Genomic DNA, 17,897 nt, shown 5'->3' on the forward strand with positions numbered 1-17,897 from the left:
CAGAGTACCATCCTTCTCCAGGTTTCCCTGAAGCGGTGTACTCACCAAAGCATAGACATCGGTCGATGTTCTCATTCGATCGCCCCGAAGGACAATCCGCAAGGACACCGCCGCCTACGCTTCTCTTCTCTCTTCACTTGTCAAAGAACAGGTGCCCCACAAGAGACACAAAAGAACCCCAAGCACCCCCGCCATCCCTTGCCAGGATGACCAGGCCCCGAAGCCCCGAAAGCAGAAGGACCAAACAACCCCGCCGCCGATGAAGTTGTTCTACCCGAACCCCTTCCTTAGGTCAACACCTATTTCGAAGAAATTTCTCGAAATCGGCGTGCCCAGCCTTCTTCTTCAGTATTCAGGCAAGCTTTGCCGTTCGCAAAAGCGTATTCGCCTCTGCGTGGATGCCATTCGAATCGATTAAATTCATCCGAATGCTTCTCGATTGTCGTCAGAGGAGCCGTGGGTTGATGCCATATACTGGCTTCCATGGCTCGTGCCGTTGATCGGGATCAAAGGAGATCGCGATCGGGACCCGAACGATCGCCGAGATCCGTGGATCTCGGCAACGTTGGCGTCGTGTGAGAGTGAAGCTTGCCAGAACCAAGTTCCGGCGGGGCTGCGGATATGTCGATTCCCGGATCGTTTGTCAACACCTGCGGGCTCGACCGATGGCAAATGGCTCCGGAGCGTCCTGCTCTCTTGGAGGAGCGGCCTCCCGTACGAATGCTCGCCAGGAAAGTTATGGAGCGGACGGGGGGATTGAACCCGCGACATTCGACCTGGAAAGCCAGATGACTGGCCCCTCCCCTCACCGGCAATGCTTCAATTCTCCTGCAACGATGCTTGCTCCCTCATCATTCCCGACGATTTCCGGATCCTGATCCTAAGGTCTGGTTTGATCCCGCTGCTGTACCACGCCCTGTTCGAGCCGCTCCACTCATCGCGATCCGGCCTGTCGTCACGACGTAAAGCCCGAGTTGAGCTTCAAGCCCCGCCACATGAATGGCGGAACTCGGATGACCGCAGGACAGGGGCCGCATCTCCGGCAGCCGCCGGCCTCGCGGCGCGTGACATGCGCGATCATGGCTGCCTCGCTTTGCGAGCGCCTTTCGGGCTTCACTCCGCCGGGGCGGCAGGCGCGACACCGGTCACCTGCGCGGAGGGCTCTTCGCTGAGCCAGCGGTAGAGCATCCCGCCGAGAGCTCCGCCGATCAGCGGCGCGACCCAGAACATCCAGAGCTGCGCCAGGGCCCAGCCCCCGACGAACAGCGCCGGACCCGTGCTGCGGGCCGGGTTCACGGAGGTGTTGGTGACCGGGATGCCGACGAGGTGGATGAGCGTCAGGCCAAGCCCGATGGCGATGGGCGCGAAACCCGCCGGAGCTTTGCCGTGGGTCGCCCCCATGATGATGAACAGGAACATCATGGTGAGCACCACCTCGGCGACGAACCCGGACATCATGCTGTACTGGCCGGGCGAGTGCGCGCCATACCCGTTGGCGGCAAACCCCTTGGCGAGGTCGAAGGTCGGCGAGCCGATGGCGATTGTGTAGAGGGCGGCCGCCGCGACGATGGCGCCCACGACCTGCGACGCCACATAGGTTCCAATGCAATTGGCCGGGAAGCGGCCTCCGGCCCAGAGGCCCACGGTCACGGCCGGGTTGAGGTGGCAGCCCGAGATGTGGCCGATGGCGTAGGCCATGGTCAGGACCGACAATCCGAACGCCAGCGAGACGCCGAGCAGGCCGATGCCGACCTCCGGGAAGGCCGCCGCGATGACGGCGCTGCCGCACCCGGCGAAAGTGAGCCAGAATGTGCCGATCGCCTCGGCGGCGCATTTGTGGATGGTGCTGCTGTTCATGGGCTCCTCCCTTGGTTGATGCAACCGAACGGTTCAGGAGAGACGTCGACAAAGCTGTCGATCAAAAGCGGCTCGTCGGGAGCCCAGGCTGAACGCAGATCTTCTTTTGTCGACAGGATACGCCCTCCTGCCCCGGTGGGAAAGCGGCACTGGGCCGGCCAGACGCCAGAACCGAGCGAAGGTCCGGGAAGCGCCGAACACGGTCGTTCGCAAGACCACGTCGATGGATCCGTCTATTCGTCAAACAGGAAAGCCGGACACGGGGGCGAAAGGGCCGATAGAGCCGCACTCCCGCCGCACCCGTACCGGGCGCGGGAAGATCCGGTTCGAGACGCCGATGATCTGGGTGATGGGCTTCATCCCGACCTTCGTGATCGGCGGATTGACCGGCGTGCTGCTCGCGGTGCCGCCCGCCGACTTCGTCCTACACAACAGCCTGTTCCTGGTCGCCCACTTCCATAACGTCATCATCGGCGGCGTGGTGTTCGGGCTGCTCGCAGGCGTCCAGTACTGGTTCCCCAAGGCCTTCGGCTACAAGCTCGATCCGTTCTGGGGAAAGGCGTCGTTCTGGTGCTGGCTGGTCGGCTTCTGGGTCACGTTCATGCCGATCTACATTGTCGGCCTGATGGGCGTGACGCGCCGGACGCAGCATTTCGACGATCCGGCCGTGCAGCCCTTCCTGACGCTCGCCGCGATCGGCGCCTTCATCATCATGGCCGGCATCCTGGCGTTCGTGGTCCAACTCGTCGTCAGCTTCTTCCGTCGCGAGCAGCTGCGCGACCTCACCGGCGATCCCTGGGGCGGCCGCACGCTCGAATGGTCGACCACTTCGCCGCCCCCACCCTACAACTTCGCCTTCACGCCGGTCGTCCACGACCTCGATGCGTGGTGGGACATGAAGAGGCGCGGTCACGACCGGCCCATGCAAAGCTTCAGGCCGATCCACATGCCCAGGAACACCGGCACGGGCGTGATCCTGGCCGGGCTCAGCACCGTACTCGGCTTCGCCCTGGTCTGGTACATCTGGTGGCTGGCCGCCCTGTCGTTCGTCGGTCTCCTCGCGGTCGCCATCATCCACACGTTCAACTACGACCGGGACTACTACATTCCGGCCGAGGACGTCGTCCGGATCGAGAGCCAAGGAGCGGCTCAACTCGCAGGGGGAGGCTGAGCCGATGCATGAAACGACCCCGCCGCCCGGTGCCACGGCGCCCGTCTTCTACGAACAGGAGGAGCATGCCCACGGCGACGGGGGCACGCTGTTCGGCTTCTGGCTCTATCTGATGAGCGACTGCCTCATCTTCGCGGCCCTGTTCGCCACGTTCGGCGTGCTCGGCCGCAACTATGCGGCGGGCCCGTCGGGGGCCGACCTGTTCGATCTGCGGCTCGTTGCCGTCAATACGGGCCTCCTCCTTCTGTCCTCGATCACCTACGGCTTTGCCATGCTGGCGATGGACAAGGACAGGATCGGCCCGACCCTGAAGTGGCTTGCGGTTACAGGCCTGTTCGGAGCGGCCTTCATCGCGATCGAACTCTACGAGTTCACGCACCTGATCCGCGAAGGCGTCACCCCTCAGCGCAGCGCCTTCCTTTCCTCCTTCTTCGCGCTGGTGGGGACGCATGGACTGCATGTCACGTTCGGCATCGTCTGGCTCGTGACGCTGATGATCCAGGTGCGCCGGCGGGGGCTGATCGCGGCCAACCAGCGCCGGCTCATGTGCTTGTCCATGTTCTGGCACTTCCTCGACGTGGTCTGGATCGGCGTGTTCACCTTCGTTTACCTGATGGGAGCCATGCGATGAGCGAAGTCGCCGAGCCGGGGCTCGCCCCGAAGCCGCAAGGCCACGGCGGGGGGCACGGGGAGCATCCTCATGGCGCGCAGGGCACGTTCAGAAGCTACATGACCGGCTTCGTCCTGTCGGTCATCCTCACGGCCATTCCGTTTTGGCTCGTGATGGGTGACGTCCTGAACGACACGCTCATGACCAGCATCGTCATCATGGCATTGGCGGCGGTGCAGATCGTGGTCCACATGATCTACTTCCTGCATATGAACACGAAGTCGGAGGGCGGCTGGACCTTCCTGGCCCTGCTGTTCACGCTCACCCTCGTCGTCATCACGCTGGTTGGGTCGATATGGGTCATGTACCACATGGACCAGAACATGATGCCGATGTCGCCGCACGAGGCGCTGCAAAAGCCGTGACGCGCAGAAAAATCGCCGCGCTGATTGCCTTCAATCTCGTGGCGATCGTGCTTGTGGCCTGTCTCGCTGCACTCGCCGTCTGGCAGATCCATCGCCGCGCCTATAAGCTCGACCTGATCGCGCGCGTGGAGGCGCGGGTCCATGCGGCTCCGATTCCTGCGCCGGGGCCGGGAAGCTGGACTGGTATCTCGGCCGCTTCGGACGAGTACCGCCGCGTCGTTGCGGCGGGCGATTGGCTTGAGGATCGCTCGACTCTCGTCCAGGCCGTCACGGAATTGGGTGGCGGATATTGGGTCATGACGCCTTTAGCCCGGAATGACGGGACGACGGTTCTGGTCAACCGCGGCTTCGTTCCCGGGAACGGGCGCGACCCGGCCTCCTGGCGGCCGCGAAACCCGGAGCCCGTCACCGTGATCGGGCTGCTGCGCATGTCCGAGCCGGGCGGCGCCTTTTTGCGTGCGAACGATCCCTCGTCCAACCGCTGGTTCTCCCGCGACGTGGCTGCGATCGCCGCAACGCGCGGCCTGGACAAGGTCGCGCCCTACTTCATCGATGCCGAGCGCATGCTGGGGGAAAGCGGCCTGCCGGTCGCAGGACTGACGGTGATCGCCTTTTCCAACAACCATCTCGTTTACGCGCTTACCTGGGGCGCCCTCGCCCTGATGGCCGCGGCGGGGGCGATCTTCGTCAACCTGGACAGGTTGCGCTCCGACTGGATCGGAGCGCGCCAGACAGACCCGCACGGCTCATGACATACAACGCTGCCGTCTCGTGTCGGACTTCAGGGCCATGGCCGAGCCGACAGACCTAGCCCTGGATGGAGTCGAGATAGGCGAGCAGATCGTTGATCTGAGCAGGATCGAGCTGGAACTGGGGCATGGAGGGATGGCCTGTCGTGATACCTTCCGCGAAAGCCTCGGCCAGGCTTTCAATGGGATAGCGAGTATGCAGGGTGCGGAAGGGTGGCGCCTCGGGAACGGGACTCTCGCCGACACGGCCGATGGCATGGCATTGGGAGCAGTTCGTCTGCGCAAACACCTGTCCGCGCTGTACCCGGCCCGATTGAGCCATGGCGGCCGACGAGGCGCATGCGAGGGCGAGGCCGAGAAGAGTGAGCCGCCTCATCATCGGTTCTCCTATTCTCGAACGGGCTCAGCCCGTTTTACGGAGACGACCTGAAACGTGTAGGGCTTCCCGTCATCGTCCTCGATCGTGACGTACTCGCCCTCAATGAACCGATGCTGATGCAGGTGATATCCCGCCTCCTCGTCGCCGGGACGGCCTTGGTTGTAGTGGATCATCCAGGTCGCTCCACCAGCCCCACCTGGCCGATGGACGAGAGCACCCCGCCGCTCGCCCTCATTGGCCCAGAAGCGGCGGACCCGGCAGTAAGCCCGTTTGTCGGACCATTCTTCCTGATCGAGATGGCCCTGCCCGTCGAGCGGCGCGGTGATCTCGTAGCCGTAGCGCGGGCTGCCCTCCGGAAACTGCTTGCTGCGGGCCAGATGGAGCGTGATGTGATGGAGCATGGATCTCTCCCGAAAACGGCCGCGTCTCTACCAGGACATGCCATTGTGGCAGAGCTTAGGAGACACTCGCTCTGCCGCCTTGATCCTGATCAACAGGGAACGGCCTGAGCGGAGACTTCCATGGTTGTGCGCGCTTGCCCCTGGCAGGAGCAAGTCGCGGTCAGTGCGCCAGGAGGATGGGGCGATCCGCGATCGTCAGCATGTCCAGGGTCGCGCCGCCGAAGACCTGTTCCCGCAGGCGGGTATGGCCGTAGCCTCCCATGCCGACGAGATCGGCGGAAATCCGGCGAGCCTCGTCGAGCACCACATCCGCAACCCGACGTCCCTGACTCTCGACCGGGACGATCTCCGCCGTTACGCCGTGGCGGGCGAGATGCCGTTCGATGGCCTGGCCCATCCTGCCGTCGGCCTTGGGATCGATCATGAGTACGGCAGTGCGGTCGGCATCCTGGATGAAACCAAGCCCTTCGCCCAAGGCGCGGGCGGCCTCGCGGCTGCCGTTCCAGGCCAGCAGAACCGTCCGAACGGATCCCGACTGACGGTAGCCCGGCGGGACGACCAGGAGACCCCGTCCGCTGCCGAAGAGAACGGACTCGACCAGGTCCAGCCACATGGGGGGGTCGCCTGCGCCATAGGGACGGGTGGCAACGAAGAGGTCGGCGTAGCGGGCCCGCTCTGCCACCGTGATCGACATCGATCCTAAGGTTTCGTCGAAGCGGAGCAGCTCGGTCGGCGCCCCACGCCCGCCGAGCCTGTCTGCCAGGCGCCTGGCGACAGCATCGCCGTCCTTGCGGGCCTGCTGCTCGAGTTCCATCACGACCTGCACGACGGCGGCGGCACCGCCATCGAAGGGCATGGCCATCGAGAGTTCGGGAAGGAGATTGGTAAAGGCGCCGACCAGGTGAACCGGCATGCCGGACGTGATGGCCTGGGCGTATTCCAGCCGGACCTCGTCCTCGGGACTTCCATCCAGATGCACCATCAGGTCCTTGATCATCGTTATCTCCTGCTGCCCGGCCGGGGAACGCAGGCGCCGGACCTTCGAGTTCGATCATGATGCAGACGGATCAGGACGGATGCCTTGATCCAGCGCAAAACGCCGCGCGAATGCGGATGCGCCCGCTTTCCGCCCTGGAGAACCCGCTCGAGCGCCATGCCGGATGCGGCGACCATTGCAGAGCGCCGTCCCGGCTGCGGAAGCCAATTACCCTTGCGGCTTATGAAAGCGTTCGGGCACCTGCGGGTTGTTCGCCGGATTCGTGTCATGTCGCGAGATCCGCAGGATGGATATGCCATCCACCACAGGGTGCAGATCAGCCTCGAGGCCGTCTGCTTCCTGCTTTGGATACACGGGCTCACCGTTGATGTGGAGGGCGAATGACCTGAGGTGCTTTGCCCTCTTCACGGGATCCTCGATCGTAGCCTTCGTCCACTCATAGAGAGGGTAGCCCCCGACCCCATGCGCCTCGGCCTCCGTCACATAATCTGCAAAGGCGTCGAGCTGGCATTTCATGGTCGCGCCGTGCTTTTCCAGCACGGCGGGCAAGGGCCCGAGTGCGGCGGCGGCGGAATCACCGCGGGCCACCTCAGCGAGCTCATCAGCCAGATAGATCCGCAGTTGGTACTGCCACTGGTCGCCCATGCTACAGCTCCATCGGAAATGTCAGCCGAACCCTCATTGAAGGGAATTCTAGCACCATTCCCCAACAGGCCGCTCCGCCGGGTAGCCGCACCCACCCGATCAGAATGATCCGCCAGTCCTGAAGCCCCCGCCACCGAAGGACCCGCCGGTGCCGAAACCGTCCGGAGGCGGAATGGGCAATCCGCCGCCAAAACCGGAATCCCACGGGCTCGGCCCATGGTGGAAGCCGCCGCGCAGAACCTGTCCTAGGATGGCCCCGCCGATTGCACCCGTGAGAACGCCGCCCAGCACGTTGCCGAGGGCGGCCTCGTTACCGAAGGTTCCATATGGGGTGTCGTATCCCTGGCTTCGCAACTCCTCCCATTCATGTTCGATCATCGCCCGCCGCTGGGCGACCTCCTTGAGCTGACGGTGGGCATCCACCGCCTGGCGCAGCGCCCGGTTGATCATCACGTCGGTGGCCTGAATGCGGCGCACGATCTCCTCATCGCGCGGCGTCGGGGTGCGCAGCGCCTCCTGGTAGAGCTGGTCGAGGTCTTCGCGCTGGTCGGCGGCGGCCAGGACCTCCACGCCCTCGCGGTACGGGGCGTCCCCCTCCAGGACCGAGACGTCGTAGGTGCGGTCGAGCATGGCGAGCGCATCCCTTGCCTCGGCGAGCCTGCCGTCGGCCTCCGCCACGGCGTCCCGCGTCTTCGCCGCAGCAGCCTCGGCGGCTTCGATCCCGGCCTCCACGAGCGCCGTGCGCTCCAGGGCCGTCAGCCTGTCCCGGGCATCCCTCAACTCGTCGATCAGCCGGCGGGAATGCTCGCGCAGGCGCTCCGGGATCTCGTTGAGCAGGCCGTAATTGGCCCGTGCCTTGTCATAGCCGACGACACGCGCCACCAGGCGGTCCATGGTGCGGGTGAAGGGGCCGACCCGATAGGCGGCAGTGCCGAACTTCCGCTTCCACAGATACATGAACAAGGGGTCGTCCTCGTAGGGGCGGCGCTTCTCGTCCCGATCCGTTTCAGCCTGCACGGCCTTCTGCTCCGCCTGCTGCGCCTGTCCGGTGAGCTCACCGACCCGGGCCCGGGCCATGACCCAGTCGGCATTGGCGCTGATCCTGGCCTCGACATTCTTGCGGGTCGTCTCGACATCGGCCAGGGCCCGCTCCAGAACGTCGACTGCGGCCTGCCGCCCCGCTTCCGCCTGGCGCACGCGCTCCTCTGCCTGTCGGCGCCGCTCGGTCAGCTGCCGCAGGGCCTCCTGGCGGCTGCTGAGCAGGTTCATGGCCTGGCGTTCGGCAGCATCCAGCTGGCCGACAACCTGTTCCTGCCTGATGGCATCCAGCTTCAGCCGCGCCAGCTCACGGAAGCGTTCCGTGCGCTCAATTCGCAGGCGACCGACCTCCTCGGTTACGGTGGCATAGGCTCGCCCGCATTGCGCCTCCTGCTGACGGGCCTTCTCGATGAACTGCTCGATCTGCGCGAGCGCGTGCCGTCCCGATATCATGGCCCTACCATTGCGTGATCGTGCCGCCGAGAACCGGCATCAGGTAGCTCACGTCGAGCTGGCCGCGGCGTTTCTCACCGAGACGGTTGCGCTGCACGATGCCGTCGTCGTTCCTGTCCCGCTGCACCTGCATGGCCACGTCCTCGCTCACGCGTATCCCCCACTTCGATGCCGTCACGGTCCGGCCGTCCTCCTCGCTGGTGACCGGCAGGCTGAGGATGCGTCCATCGGGGGCTACCGCCTCCACGATCAGGTAGTAGTTCCGGCCGGCTGGGTTGCGCTCCGGCACGCGCCAGACCCCCGTTGGTTCGCCCGGCCGCGAGACGATACGCAGGACGTATTCGCGCCGCAGATCCGCGCGCAGAACCTCCAGGTCATTGATGGCCTGCCGAGCCCCTTCGCCGTCGCTGCGGGCAACGGCTGCCTTTCCGTCCGCCAGGAGCCGATCTGCCCGTTCGCGCGCCGCCGGCACCTGCGCCTCCCGCAGCACGTCCTCATGCCCCTGCTCCAGGGCGGCTGGCAGCCTCTCGGCCAGCTCGATCCGGTTGCGCTGTTCTTGAGCCTGCTCCTGGGCGGCCCGCTGCCGGGCGGGCTCGACCACGCCGAACTGATAGGCACCCCAGCCGAGACCAAGAAGCGCCAGGGCAGCGAGGAGGCGACGACCGATCCGCCCGCGATTGACCCATGCCCGTGCGACCGTGCGGGCGAAGCTCGGGCCGGGCGGGGTGTAGACGAAGCGATGCTCCTTGAGGGCCTGTACGCCCTCCTGCAGGATCCGGTCGGGAACCTCGATTCCCTGTCCGTGGTAGATATCGCGCAAACGCTGCAAAAGCTGGGCGTCGCGATCTTCCTCGCTGAGCTCACGGCTGACAAGGTTCTCCTGATGGCGGAGCGTGTCCACCACGTCCATCGCGAGCATCACCTCGTCGAGGCTCTGAGATGGCTTGTCCGGAGGGCCCGCGAGCGTCCTGGCGACCATCTCAGCCATTGGCCGGCAGGGCCTGTCCTTCTGCCACGAGGCGTGCGATGCGCCGTTTGCCGTCCTCGACCGCATCGCGGATTTCGGCCGAGTTCTGCGTCGCGAGCCGGCGCATCTCGCCGATGATCTCCTGGGAGCGCTCCTGGAACGTGATCACGGAATCCACGAGCTTCCTGACCGCGTCTGCCCGGATCGTGGGGCCGTAACCTGCCTTCACGGCTGCCTCGCCGACCTGGTCGCCTATCTCGGCCAGCACCTCCAGGCTGCGGGAGACCCCCTCCTTCATCTCGTTCAGGGTCTGGGTCGACTCGTTCAGGCCGAACATGCCGGTGAAGGAGGCCTTCAGTGCCGTGAACACGGAATCATTGGTCGAGAAGAAGGTCACGGCCTGGGCATAGACACGCTCCTTGGCATTCGTCATCTGCATCAGCCGCGCCATGATGACCTCGGAGGTGTTGTAGCTGACCGTCAGGTTGTCCGAGAGGTCCTTGGCGATCTGATAGCGCTTCTCCTCGTCCTGCGTTCGGCGCAACTGTTCGTCGCGGGCGAGCTCGAGCCGGGCGCGATCGGCCACCTCGGCGCCCTTGAAGGTACCGACGGCATCGGACGACCTCTGCAGATCCGCCTTGGCAGCCTCCAGCTTCCGCTCCGCGGTCCGAAGCACCTCCAGGGCCATCACCTCGGCGTGCTTGAGGGCGCCGCGGAAATCACGGTAGGCGTCGAGGATGATCTGCTCACGCTGAATTTGATCCTTCGTCGACTGGGTCACATCGAGGTAGATCTCCTTGATCTCGTCAAAGCGGTCCGCGACGTCGCCCCGGGAAAGCTTCATCCAGACATTGTTGATCCGTTCGAAGAAGTCGATCTTCTGGTCATCGAGCTGGTCGACCATCTTTTTCGTGTCGTCGCGGATGGAATTGAAGGCTTCCGTGATCTGGCGGTAGCGCTCGCCGATCTCCATCGCCTGGGTCTGCTCGCGGACGACCTCGTTGAACACGCTGGTCTGGCCCAGGGTACGGGCGATGATCACGATCCGGTCCTGATCCAGGTCCGAGATCTTCTCCAGAAGGCCGTTGATGGGAGCGTCCATGGCTTGCGGCGGGATGATGCCAAGGTCGCGCAGGGCCGATGTAGCCCTGTCGAGATACTGCATGGGGCTTTTTACGACGATGTCAGACATGGCGTCTCTTCCGATCACGCGCAGCGTTTCGGACATCCGGGCGAACGGAAATGCTGCGCTTGGCCTGTTGCGGTGGTGAAAGCACAGCGGGCTAATGTCCAATGTGAACGAGGGTTCCCCATATGGTTCGTCCGGGAGGTCTCTTCCGAGCCAAGGAACGCGGTTCCCGACATCTCGCGAGAAATTCTTTAGCCATGGTTGGAAGCAAGACTTCGCCGTAGAGACAAAGTTCCTGAGTTCAACGGCAACATCGCCGAGTCCACCATTCATCAATCGGCAAAGCATGCAGCCCGACGATCGAAAGCCGCAGAACCTCGAGGCTATTCAGGGCCTCCTCGCCAAGCAGGAGATTAAGAACGCCTTTTGCCTTGGCTATTGTGTCAAGCTTGTCTCTCGTGACACGCGGCCTCTTCATCTTCCACGGCCTTCAAAGACCCTGACGAGCTTCAAAGGCCCGATAATCTTTCCGCTTTATAGTCAGAATGGAGGATTTCACCCTAGAACTGTCATCTACCCGACAGACAGAAGGGGTGTGGGCACGTTATAGGAATCCGACCGGCCTTTTATGCCCCTACGGGTCGGACTTTAGAGCGCTCCCTGAGACGGTGGGCGCTTTCTTTTTCTGTGATCTCAACTCGGGACGGTCTCACGTTTTTGGCAGTTGCTGTCAATGCGGTGGCTCATTCACTCGAGTCCAACCGAGAGGCCATGCTCCTGCTCTGCTTCATCATGGGGCAGCAGAACGCCACCATGACCAAGATTTCCGGCGCTCGTATCCGCATGATCCATACGATAGGCATGATCACCGATGCCAGGATTGAGGGGAGAAAGCGCGTCGACTGGAACAGAGGGATCACCCGTTCGGCAATGCCCTTGGCCCATGCAGGGCATCCGAAGCCGCGCTTGCAAAGTCTATCGGAACTGCTCATGCGCAGCCGTGAGGCTTACGGCGTCTTCACGCTGCCTCGACACCGTTTTTCCATGCGGCAGGCAACGGCGCACTTATGTCGCACAGAACCCCGTTAGGCTCGTAGCTGATATGGACCTCGCCCGCGAGTTCCAGCGCCAGACTGCGTTCGATCAGGCGTGATCCAAAACCCTTCTGGCTGGGCGGCGATACAGGAGGGCCGCCACGCTCCTGCCAGCGCAAGGCAAGGTGCGGCGGATCGCCGGGCCTGACTGTCCACGTGATCGCCACCCTCCCTGTCGGGACGGAGAGCGCGCCATACTTGGCAGCATTCGTCGCCAGCTCATGCAGCGCCAGGGTCAATGCCAGGGCCACCCGTGGGGTCAATCGCAGCTCTGGCCCGCCGATCTCGAAGCGTTGGCGCTGGTAGGGTGCAAGAACTTGGCCAACGACAGTCGCCATGTCGGTCCCGTCCCAGTTCTCGCGGGTGAGCAGATCATGGGCACGGGACAACGCTTGCAGGCGCGCCTCAAATGTCTCCCGCGCCCTGCTGTCCAAGGGACCGCTGCGGAAGCTCTGCCGCGCGATGGCCTGCACCGTCGCCAGCGTATTCTTCACCCGGTGGTTCAGCTCGTGCACCAGGGTCTGTTGGAGGCGCTCCGCCCGCTTCTGGTCGGTGATGTCGCGCGCGATCTTGGAGGCACCGGCGATCACGCCCTGAGCATCTCTAACCGGCGAGATCGTCAGCGATATCTCGATCAAACTGCCGTCCTTGCGCTGGCGGACGGTCTCGAAGTGATCGACGCGCTCGCCCCGGCGGAGACGTTCGAGGATTCTCGGCTCCTCGTCTTGCCGGTCCTCGGGGATCAGGACGGTGACCGGCTGCCCGACCACCTCTTCGGTCCGGTAGCCGAAGAGCCGTTCCGCTCCCCGGTTCCAACTCGTGATGATGCCGTTCAGGTTCTTGCTGATGATCGCATCGTCCGACGACTCGATGATCGCCGCCAGCCACTGTCCGAGCTCGCCGGCCTGCTTGCGCTCGGTGATGTCAACCCCGGCACCGGCAAATCGCAACGGCTTGCCGGCCTCGTCGTAGATGCATCCACCGCGCGCTTCGATCCAGTGGACCGTACCGTCCCGGCGCAGGAGGCGGTACTCCTGAACGTATTTCTCGCCTGTTGCGATAGTCCGATCAACCGCACTAGCAATCCGATCCCGGTCGTCGGGATGGATGCCGGCGAGATAGTCGGCAATCGGCGCCCCCTTCTCGCCCTTCTCGGGGTCCAGGGAGAACATCGTCGCAAACCGTGCGTCCGAGTAGAGCGTATCGGATGGAATGTACCAATCGAAAGTACCGATCATCCCCGACGCGCTCAGAGCATGAGATAAGCGCTCCTGGGTTTTCGCCAGCGCCTGTTGAGCCAGGACGCGCTCCGTCGTCTCGCTGACGATGCACAGGACGCCCGCCACCGCGCCTGCCTTGCTGCGAACCGGGGAGTAGGAGATGTCGAAGTACACCTCCTCAGGATAGCTGTGCCGCTCGATGTAGAAGGGCCGATCACTGGCGGTGACCGTCTCGCCCGTGCTGAGGACACCCTGGAGCAGCGGCTCGAGATCGTCCCAGAGTTCGCTCCAGTTCTCCCGCGCCGGGCGTCCGAGTGCCCTCGGATGCTTGTTACCGATCACCTGTGCGTAGGCGTCGTTGTAGAGCGCGATGAATTCCGGCCCCCAAAAAAGCACGATCTGTGCCTTCGCGGGCAGCATGAGACTGACAGCGGACATGAGACTTGGCGGCCAGTCGGAGATTGGCCCCAAGCTGGTCGCCGACCAGTCGTAGACGCCGATGAGCGCGCCCATTTCGCCGCCACCTGGGAAGTCAGGGCTAGGCGGAAGTGACTTCTTGTCCATCGGGTCTGTTCTTTTTCTGCCGGTGATGGCTGCTGGGTTCCATGCGGCGCTCCTGTTCCGCCAACAGGCGCAGAGCGGCCCGGACGACCTCGCTGGCGCTGCAGTAATGGCCAGTTGCGATCTTCTGGTCGATGAACGCGGTCAGTTCCCGCGTGAGCGACACGCTGCGAACGAACTTGGCGGGCACGGGAGGGCGTCCTGTCAGGGTCGTGAAGGTTCATACCCTTATAGGACCTACCGCAAGGGGAACAAGTATCAACCCGGCCGTTCCGCACCTCTGCGCCGGTTGAGGTTCCTCGTCTTGCAGGGGCGGCCGCCATGCGGATGGGCCTGCCCAACAAAAGTACGATTTGCGGGTAGGCTGGTCGCATTCAAACTCTTCTCTGCCCAACAAGAAGAAAAGGTAAGTAGATGAAATTGTTAGTTGGCGATAAGGTCCGCGTGCATTTCTATCCTCCAAAGTCTACGCGCAGCTTTGTTGAAGGTATCGTAGACCGCAACGAGATCAGCACTTTCCGAGGACTGGGTTTTTCGCTCCAAACTACCCGGGAAGTCGTCCTGGGACACGAGATCTCCACCCCTCGGAGCCTGCCGTATATCATCGCCTACGTGAAGGAAGACGATTTCGAGGGGCGGATCGAAGTCTTGGAGACCGCCGCAGAGCCGGTGATTGAGGCTGTGTCCGGAGCCGAGGCGGATCACACGCCTCAGACAGAGCCCGTGGAAATCGCCGAGGAGCCTGATCTGCTGCTTGAGACGCAGGTCGAGGCGGAAGTCCAACCAGAGCCCCAGAAGCAGGGCTGGCGACGGCTGTTCAATCGGGCGGCCTGACAGACGTCGAGAAGACGAACATCGACTGATTCCATTGGACGTGTACGGGACCGACGTGCACCGAAACATCCAACAAGCCTGCTTTGTTCCCGTGCCTTCCCAGTCCTGGAAGATCCCGCAAAAATGAAAAACCCCTGCAACTGCAGGGGTTTATTGGAGCGGGCGATGGGAATCGAACCCACGACATTCAGCTTGGGAAGCTGACGTTCTACCTCTGAACTACGCCCGCGTTCCCTTATTCATATCCGGCCTTGTCGCGATCCGGCAAGGGGGTCGACTGAAGTGGCGCGAAAGCTCAGCGGAAGTGCTTGGAGAGCTTCAGACCCTGCGCCTGGTAGTTCGAACCGGCGCCCGCGCCGTAGAGCACCTTGGGGCGCTCTGCCATCCGCTCGTAGACGAGGCGCCCGACGATCTGCCCGTCCTCGAGGATGAAGGGAACGTCGCGGGAGCGCACCTCGAGCACCGCGCGGGCCCCCTCCCCTCCGGCTTCGGCGTGGCCGAAGCCCGGATCGAAGAAGCCGGCATAGTGGACCCGGAACTCACCCACGAGAGGATCGAAGGGCACCATCTCGGCGGCGTAATCCGGCGGCACATGCACCGCCTCCTTGGAGGCGAGGATATAGAACTGGCCAGGATCCAGGATCAGGGTCCTGCTGGCGTCGGCATAGAGCGGTTCCCAGAAATCGGCGACGCGGCAGGAGCCGGGCCGGTCCACATCGACCAGGCCCGTATGGCGCTTGGCCCGGTAGCCGATGAGGTTGTCGGGGCCGAAGCCCGAGAGATCCACGCTCACGGCGACGCCGTCCTGAATGGACGGCTCAGTCGAGGTCACGACCCGCTCCCGCTCATGAACCGCCTGGAGTTCGGCATCGCTCAGGCGCACGTGGCCCTTGCGCAGACGCAGCTGCGACAGGCGCGTGCCGGTCCTGACCAGCACCGGGAAGGTGCGCGGTGAGATCTCGGCATAAAGACGGCCGCGGTAGCCGGCGCCGATGGTGTCGAATTCCTGGCTCCGATCGGTGATGACCCGGGTGAAGACGTCGATGCGGCCGGTCGAGCTCTTCGGGTTCGCGGCAGCCGACAGATCCTCCGGCAGAGCCAGTTCCTCCTGCAATTCGGCGATATAGACGCTGCCTGTTTCCAGGATCGCCCCTATGCTCAGGTCGATCTCATGGAAGCTCAACTGGTCGAGCCGGTCGCGCACCGTGTGATTGCGCCCTGGCAGGAAGCTGGCACGGACCCGATAGGCGCGGCGCCCCAGCCTCAGATCCAGGCTTGCCGGCTGGACCTGATCGGACGCGAAGGGCGTCTCCGGTCTGATGGCCCCAGCCTCAGCAAGGCGCATGATGGCATCTGCCGATTGGATCCCGTCCTTCAACGTAACCATATCCGTCTTCCGAGGGGCCTGCCCTCATTGAGATGTTGAGCCTGGCAGTATCTGTAAGGGTTGTTACGGAATTCTCAATCGCTTTCCTTGCCATGGGAAAATTCCGGCTGGCGGGTCGGTCTCCCTTCCCTCCTCGATTGACGAGGCTCGAAGGCCGCCGTACCACGGGCTCATGGAACTCTTCGACCGGCGTGAGGCTAGCTCATGTATAAGGCCGTGACCCGCGGCATCAGCGTGACGGTGACACCCCGCTACATGCCCGAAGAATCCTCGCCCCAGCAGGGCCGCTATTTCTTTGCCTATACGGTCGAGATCATCAACACGAGCCTGGACCGGGTCCAGCTCCGCGCCCGTCACTGGACAATCACCGACGAGCACGGTCAGGCCCAGGAGGTGCGCGGCGCCGGCGTGGTCGGAGAGGAGCCGGTGCTGGGTCCCGGCGAGAGCTTCAGCTATACGAGCGGCTGCCCCCTGCCGACGCCCAGCGGCACCATGCAGGGGACCTATCTGATGGAGACCGCCACCGGCGAAACCTTCGACGCCGAAATTCCCGCCTTCTCACTCGACATTCCCCGCACCAATCGCGTGCTGCACTGAGGTTCCCGATGTCTCCTAACGGTCAACGGCTGACGCCGCTCGACATGCTGGCGAAGCTGGTCTCGTTCGATACCGTAAGTACCAAGTCGAACCTGCCTCTGATCGAGTTCGTCGAAAGCTATCTGCAGAGCTGGAATGTGCCTTATGTGCGCGTCCCGAACGAGACAGGCGACAAGGCGGCCATCTACGCCACAATCGGCCCGCAGGACCGAGGCGGGATCGTGCTCTCCGGCCACACGGACGTGGTGCCGGTGACGGGCCAGGCCTGGACATCCGATCCCTTCACCCTTCGTGTCGAGAACGGACGCGCCTATGGGCGCGGTGCGGTGGACATGAAAGCTTTCGACGCGCTGGCGCTTGCGATGGCGCCCGAATTCCAAGCCGCCCATCTCACGACGCCGATCCACATCATGCTCTCCTACGACGAGGAAACGACCTGCCTCGGCGTCGTCGACACCATCCGCCGCCTCGGACACGATCTGCCTCTGCCGAATGCCGCCATCGTCGGCGAGCCGACGATGCTGGAGGTGGTGGATGCGCACAAAAGCGTCGTGACCTTCTCCACCACGGTGCATGGTTTCGAGGCGCATTCGTCGAAGCCCTATCTCGGCGCCAGCGCCGTCATGACGGCGGCTGAACTGATCGCGGAGCTGAACCGCATCGGCGACGACATGATGGAGCGCGGCGACTCCAGCGGGCGCTTCGATCCGCCCTACACGACGGTGCATGTGGGAACGATCTCAGGGGGCACGGCGCGCAACATCCTGTCGAAGACCTGCACCTTCCATTGGGAGTTCCGCGGCCTGCCGAGCCTCGATCCGCAGGAGATCCCCGATCGTCTCGACCGGTTCGTCGGGGAGGTGGCTCTCAAACGGCTCAACCGCTTCGGCGAGTTCGGACGGATCGAGACCGTCCTACACGCCGACGTGCCGGGCCTCGCACCGGATCCGGGCTCGGCGGCGGAAGTTCTGGCCCTGCGCCTTGCCGGCAAGAACCACACGCAGACCGTGCCCTTCGGCACAGAGGCAGGCCATTACCAGGCCGCCGGGATTCCCACCGTCGTCTGCGGACCCGGCTCGATCAATCAGGCTCATCAGCCTGACGAGTACATTACCCTGGAACAGCTCGAGGCCGGCATGGCGTTCATGCGGCGGCTCGCGGCGACCTGTGCGCGTTCGTGACGCCGTCACGTCTTAGTCAGCATTCATCCTGAGCGGCTGGCTCGGAATGCGCTGCCCGTCCCTCTTACGTCATCACCGGCCTTGTGCCGGTGATCTCGATGGCATGAAACTCTGAGCTTTTCCGTATCGGAATGGCCGGCACAAGGCCGGCCATGACGACGGAGAGAAGGACTTATCGGCCACACGCTGACGAGCTTAGTCT

The 17,897-nt window shown here is 63.7% G+C and carries 18 protein-coding genes, 1 tRNA gene and 1 pseudogene; 8 read left to right on the forward strand and 12 right to left on the reverse strand.

Annotated elements, in window-relative coordinates:
- Positions 1 to 1,113 precede the first annotated feature (1,113 nt).
- Entirely contained in the window at positions 1,114 to 1,857 is a 744-nt protein-coding gene (gene aqpZ / locus KHP60_RS18245) for an aquaporin Z (protein ID WP_213565752.1), read from the reverse strand.
- Between the two features lie 310 nt (positions 1,858 to 2,167).
- On the opposite strand from aqpZ, the pseudogene KHP60_RS18250 reads away from it, so the two are divergent.
- The 4 genes and pseudogenes from KHP60_RS18250 to KHP60_RS18265 all read left to right on the forward strand — a co-directional run.
- Positions 2,168 to 3,028 (forward strand): annotated as a pseudogene (locus KHP60_RS18250) (cbb3-type cytochrome c oxidase subunit I); the annotation flags it as partial.
- A gap of 4 nt (positions 3,029 to 3,032) precedes the next feature.
- Positions 3,033 to 3,659, forward strand: a complete 627-nt coding sequence (gene cyoC / locus KHP60_RS18255; RefSeq protein ID WP_213565753.1) for a cytochrome o ubiquinol oxidase subunit III — start codon at positions 3,033 to 3,035, stop codon at positions 3,657 to 3,659.
- Complete coding sequence (gene cyoD / locus KHP60_RS18260) at positions 3,656 to 4,063, forward strand: cytochrome o ubiquinol oxidase subunit IV (protein ID WP_213565754.1); 408 nt, start codon at positions 3,656 to 3,658, stop codon at positions 4,061 to 4,063. The genes cyoC and cyoD overlap by 4 nt, the downstream gene beginning before the upstream one ends.
- Positions 4,060 to 4,815 carry an SURF1 family protein gene (locus KHP60_RS18265; RefSeq protein ID WP_311925187.1) on the forward strand — a complete coding sequence of 252 codons (756 nt, stop codon included), beginning with the start codon at positions 4,060 to 4,062 and terminating at the stop codon, positions 4,813 to 4,815. Before cyoD ends, KHP60_RS18265 begins: the two co-directional genes overlap by 4 nt.
- A gap of 55 nt (positions 4,816 to 4,870) precedes the next feature.
- On the opposite strand, the gene KHP60_RS18270 is transcribed toward KHP60_RS18265, so the two are convergent.
- From KHP60_RS18270 to KHP60_RS18300, 7 genes are all read right to left on the reverse strand, one after another.
- Positions 4,871 to 5,188, reverse strand: a complete 318-nt coding sequence (locus tag KHP60_RS18270; RefSeq protein ID WP_409366298.1) for a c-type cytochrome — start codon at positions 5,186 to 5,188, stop codon at positions 4,871 to 4,873.
- An 11-nt stretch (positions 5,189 to 5,199) separates the two neighbouring features.
- Positions 5,200 to 5,592, reverse strand: a complete 393-nt coding sequence (locus tag KHP60_RS18275) for a hypothetical protein (protein WP_213565757.1) — start codon at positions 5,590 to 5,592, stop codon at positions 5,200 to 5,202.
- A 160-nt stretch (positions 5,593 to 5,752) separates the two neighbouring features.
- On the reverse strand, positions 5,753 to 6,589 hold the full coding sequence (locus KHP60_RS18280) for a universal stress protein (protein WP_213565758.1): 837 nt from the start codon (positions 6,587 to 6,589) through the stop codon (positions 5,753 to 5,755).
- Between the two features lie 207 nt (positions 6,590 to 6,796).
- On the reverse strand, positions 6,797 to 7,234 hold the full coding sequence (locus KHP60_RS18285; protein ID WP_213565759.1) for a hypothetical protein: 438 nt from the start codon (positions 7,232 to 7,234) through the stop codon (positions 6,797 to 6,799).
- A gap of 99 nt (positions 7,235 to 7,333) precedes the next feature.
- Positions 7,334 to 8,725, reverse strand: a complete 1,392-nt coding sequence (locus tag KHP60_RS18290; RefSeq protein WP_213565760.1) for a hypothetical protein — start codon at positions 8,723 to 8,725, stop codon at positions 7,334 to 7,336.
- 4 nt (positions 8,726 to 8,729) lie between these two features.
- A complete protein-coding gene (locus KHP60_RS18295; RefSeq protein ID WP_213565761.1) occupies positions 8,730 to 9,713 on the reverse strand; it encodes a DUF6384 family protein in 984 nt (327 codons plus the stop codon).
- The gene (locus KHP60_RS18300; RefSeq protein WP_213565762.1) at positions 9,706 to 10,884 is read right to left on the reverse strand and encodes a cell surface protein; all 1,179 of its coding nucleotides are present in this window, start codon (positions 10,882 to 10,884) and stop codon (positions 9,706 to 9,708) included. Before KHP60_RS18300 ends, KHP60_RS18295 begins: the two co-directional genes overlap by 8 nt.
- A 597-nt stretch (positions 10,885 to 11,481) precedes the next feature.
- Between KHP60_RS18300 and KHP60_RS25540 the strand changes: the two genes are divergently transcribed.
- The gene (locus KHP60_RS25540) at positions 11,482 to 11,910 is read left to right on the forward strand and encodes a DUF1275 family protein (RefSeq protein ID WP_283770722.1); all 429 of its coding nucleotides are present in this window, start codon (positions 11,482 to 11,484) and stop codon (positions 11,908 to 11,910) included.
- Here KHP60_RS25540 and KHP60_RS18310 read toward each other — a convergent pair.
- Together KHP60_RS18310 and KHP60_RS18315 are read right to left on the reverse strand one after the other, a co-directional pair.
- Entirely contained in the window at positions 11,840 to 13,699 is a 1,860-nt protein-coding gene (locus KHP60_RS18310; RefSeq protein ID WP_213565763.1) for a PAS domain-containing sensor histidine kinase, read from the reverse strand. The genes KHP60_RS25540 and KHP60_RS18310 overlap by 71 nt on opposite strands.
- Positions 13,674 to 13,886, reverse strand: coding sequence for a type II toxin-antitoxin system ParD family antitoxin (locus KHP60_RS18315; protein WP_213565764.1), 213 nt, complete (start codon positions 13,884 to 13,886; stop codon positions 13,674 to 13,676). Before KHP60_RS18315 ends, KHP60_RS18310 begins: the two co-directional genes overlap by 26 nt.
- Before the next feature lie 224 nt (positions 13,887 to 14,110).
- Here KHP60_RS18315 and KHP60_RS18320 point away from each other — a divergent pair, with 224 nt between their 5' ends.
- A complete protein-coding gene (locus KHP60_RS18320; protein ID WP_213565765.1) occupies positions 14,111 to 14,530 on the forward strand; it encodes a hypothetical protein in 420 nt (139 codons plus the stop codon).
- A 154-nt stretch (positions 14,531 to 14,684) separates the two neighbouring features.
- Here KHP60_RS18320 and KHP60_RS18325 read toward each other — a convergent pair.
- Positions 14,685 to 14,759: transfer RNA gene (locus KHP60_RS18325), tRNA-Gly, on the reverse strand.
- A gap of 66 nt (positions 14,760 to 14,825) precedes the next feature.
- Entirely contained in the window at positions 14,826 to 15,917 is a 1,092-nt protein-coding gene (locus tag KHP60_RS18330; protein WP_213565766.1) for a 2'-deoxycytidine 5'-triphosphate deaminase, read from the reverse strand.
- 204 nt (positions 15,918 to 16,121) lie between these two features.
- Between KHP60_RS18330 and apaG the strand changes: the two genes are divergently transcribed.
- Entirely contained in the window at positions 16,122 to 16,514 is a 393-nt protein-coding gene (gene apaG / locus KHP60_RS18335; RefSeq protein ID WP_213565767.1) for a Co2+/Mg2+ efflux protein ApaG, read from the forward strand.
- Between the two features lie 8 nt (positions 16,515 to 16,522).
- Positions 16,523 to 17,695, forward strand: coding sequence for an acetylornithine deacetylase (argE, locus tag KHP60_RS18340; protein ID WP_213565768.1), 1,173 nt, complete (start codon positions 16,523 to 16,525; stop codon positions 17,693 to 17,695).
- Positions 17,696 to 17,897: the final 202 nt, after the last annotated feature.

This window comes from Microvirga sp. 3-52 (assembly GCF_018383585.1).
Classification (GTDB): domain Bacteria; phylum Pseudomonadota; class Alphaproteobacteria; order Rhizobiales; family Beijerinckiaceae; genus Microvirga.

Excerpts from the sequence above, each read along its gene's own strand:
- KHP60_RS18275 (WP_213565757.1), bottom strand. The coding sequence starts at position 5,592 with ATGCTCCATCACATCACGCTCCATCTGGCCCGCAGCAAGCAGTTTCCG.
- cyoC (WP_213565753.1), top strand. The coding sequence starts at position 3,033 with ATGCATGAAACGACCCCGCCGCCCGGTGCCACGGCGCCCGTCTTCTAC.
- apaG (WP_213565767.1), top strand. The coding sequence starts at position 16,122 with ATGTATAAGGCCGTGACCCGCGGCATCAGCGTGACGGTGACACCCCGC.
- KHP60_RS18285 (WP_213565759.1), bottom strand. The coding sequence starts at position 7,234 with ATGGGCGACCAGTGGCAGTACCAACTGCGGATCTATCTGGCTGATGAG.
- aqpZ (WP_213565752.1), bottom strand. The coding sequence starts at position 1,857 with ATGAACAGCAGCACCATCCACAAATGCGCCGCCGAGGCGATCGGCACA.
- KHP60_RS18330 (WP_213565766.1), bottom strand. The coding sequence starts at position 15,917 with ATGGTTACGTTGAAGGACGGGATCCAATCGGCAGATGCCATCATGCGC.
- KHP60_RS18300 (WP_213565762.1), bottom strand. The coding sequence starts at position 10,884 with ATGTCTGACATCGTCGTAAAAAGCCCCATGCAGTATCTCGACAGGGCT.
- argE (WP_213565768.1), top strand. The coding sequence starts at position 16,523 with ATGTCTCCTAACGGTCAACGGCTGACGCCGCTCGACATGCTGGCGAAG.
- KHP60_RS18295 (WP_213565761.1), bottom strand. The coding sequence starts at position 9,713 with ATGGCTGAGATGGTCGCCAGGACGCTCGCGGGCCCTCCGGACAAGCCA.
- KHP60_RS18270 (WP_409366298.1), bottom strand. The coding sequence starts at position 5,188 with ATGAGGCGGCTCACTCTTCTCGGCCTCGCCCTCGCATGCGCCTCGTCG.
- cyoD (WP_213565754.1), top strand. The coding sequence starts at position 3,656 with ATGAGCGAAGTCGCCGAGCCGGGGCTCGCCCCGAAGCCGCAAGGCCAC.
- KHP60_RS18320 (WP_213565765.1), top strand. The coding sequence starts at position 14,111 with ATGAAATTGTTAGTTGGCGATAAGGTCCGCGTGCATTTCTATCCTCCA.
- KHP60_RS18290 (WP_213565760.1), bottom strand. The coding sequence starts at position 8,725 with ATGATATCGGGACGGCACGCGCTCGCGCAGATCGAGCAGTTCATCGAG.
- KHP60_RS18280 (WP_213565758.1), bottom strand. The coding sequence starts at position 6,589 with ATGATCAAGGACCTGATGGTGCATCTGGATGGAAGTCCCGAGGACGAG.
- KHP60_RS18310 (WP_213565763.1), bottom strand. The coding sequence starts at position 13,699 with ATGGACAAGAAGTCACTTCCGCCTAGCCCTGACTTCCCAGGTGGCGGC.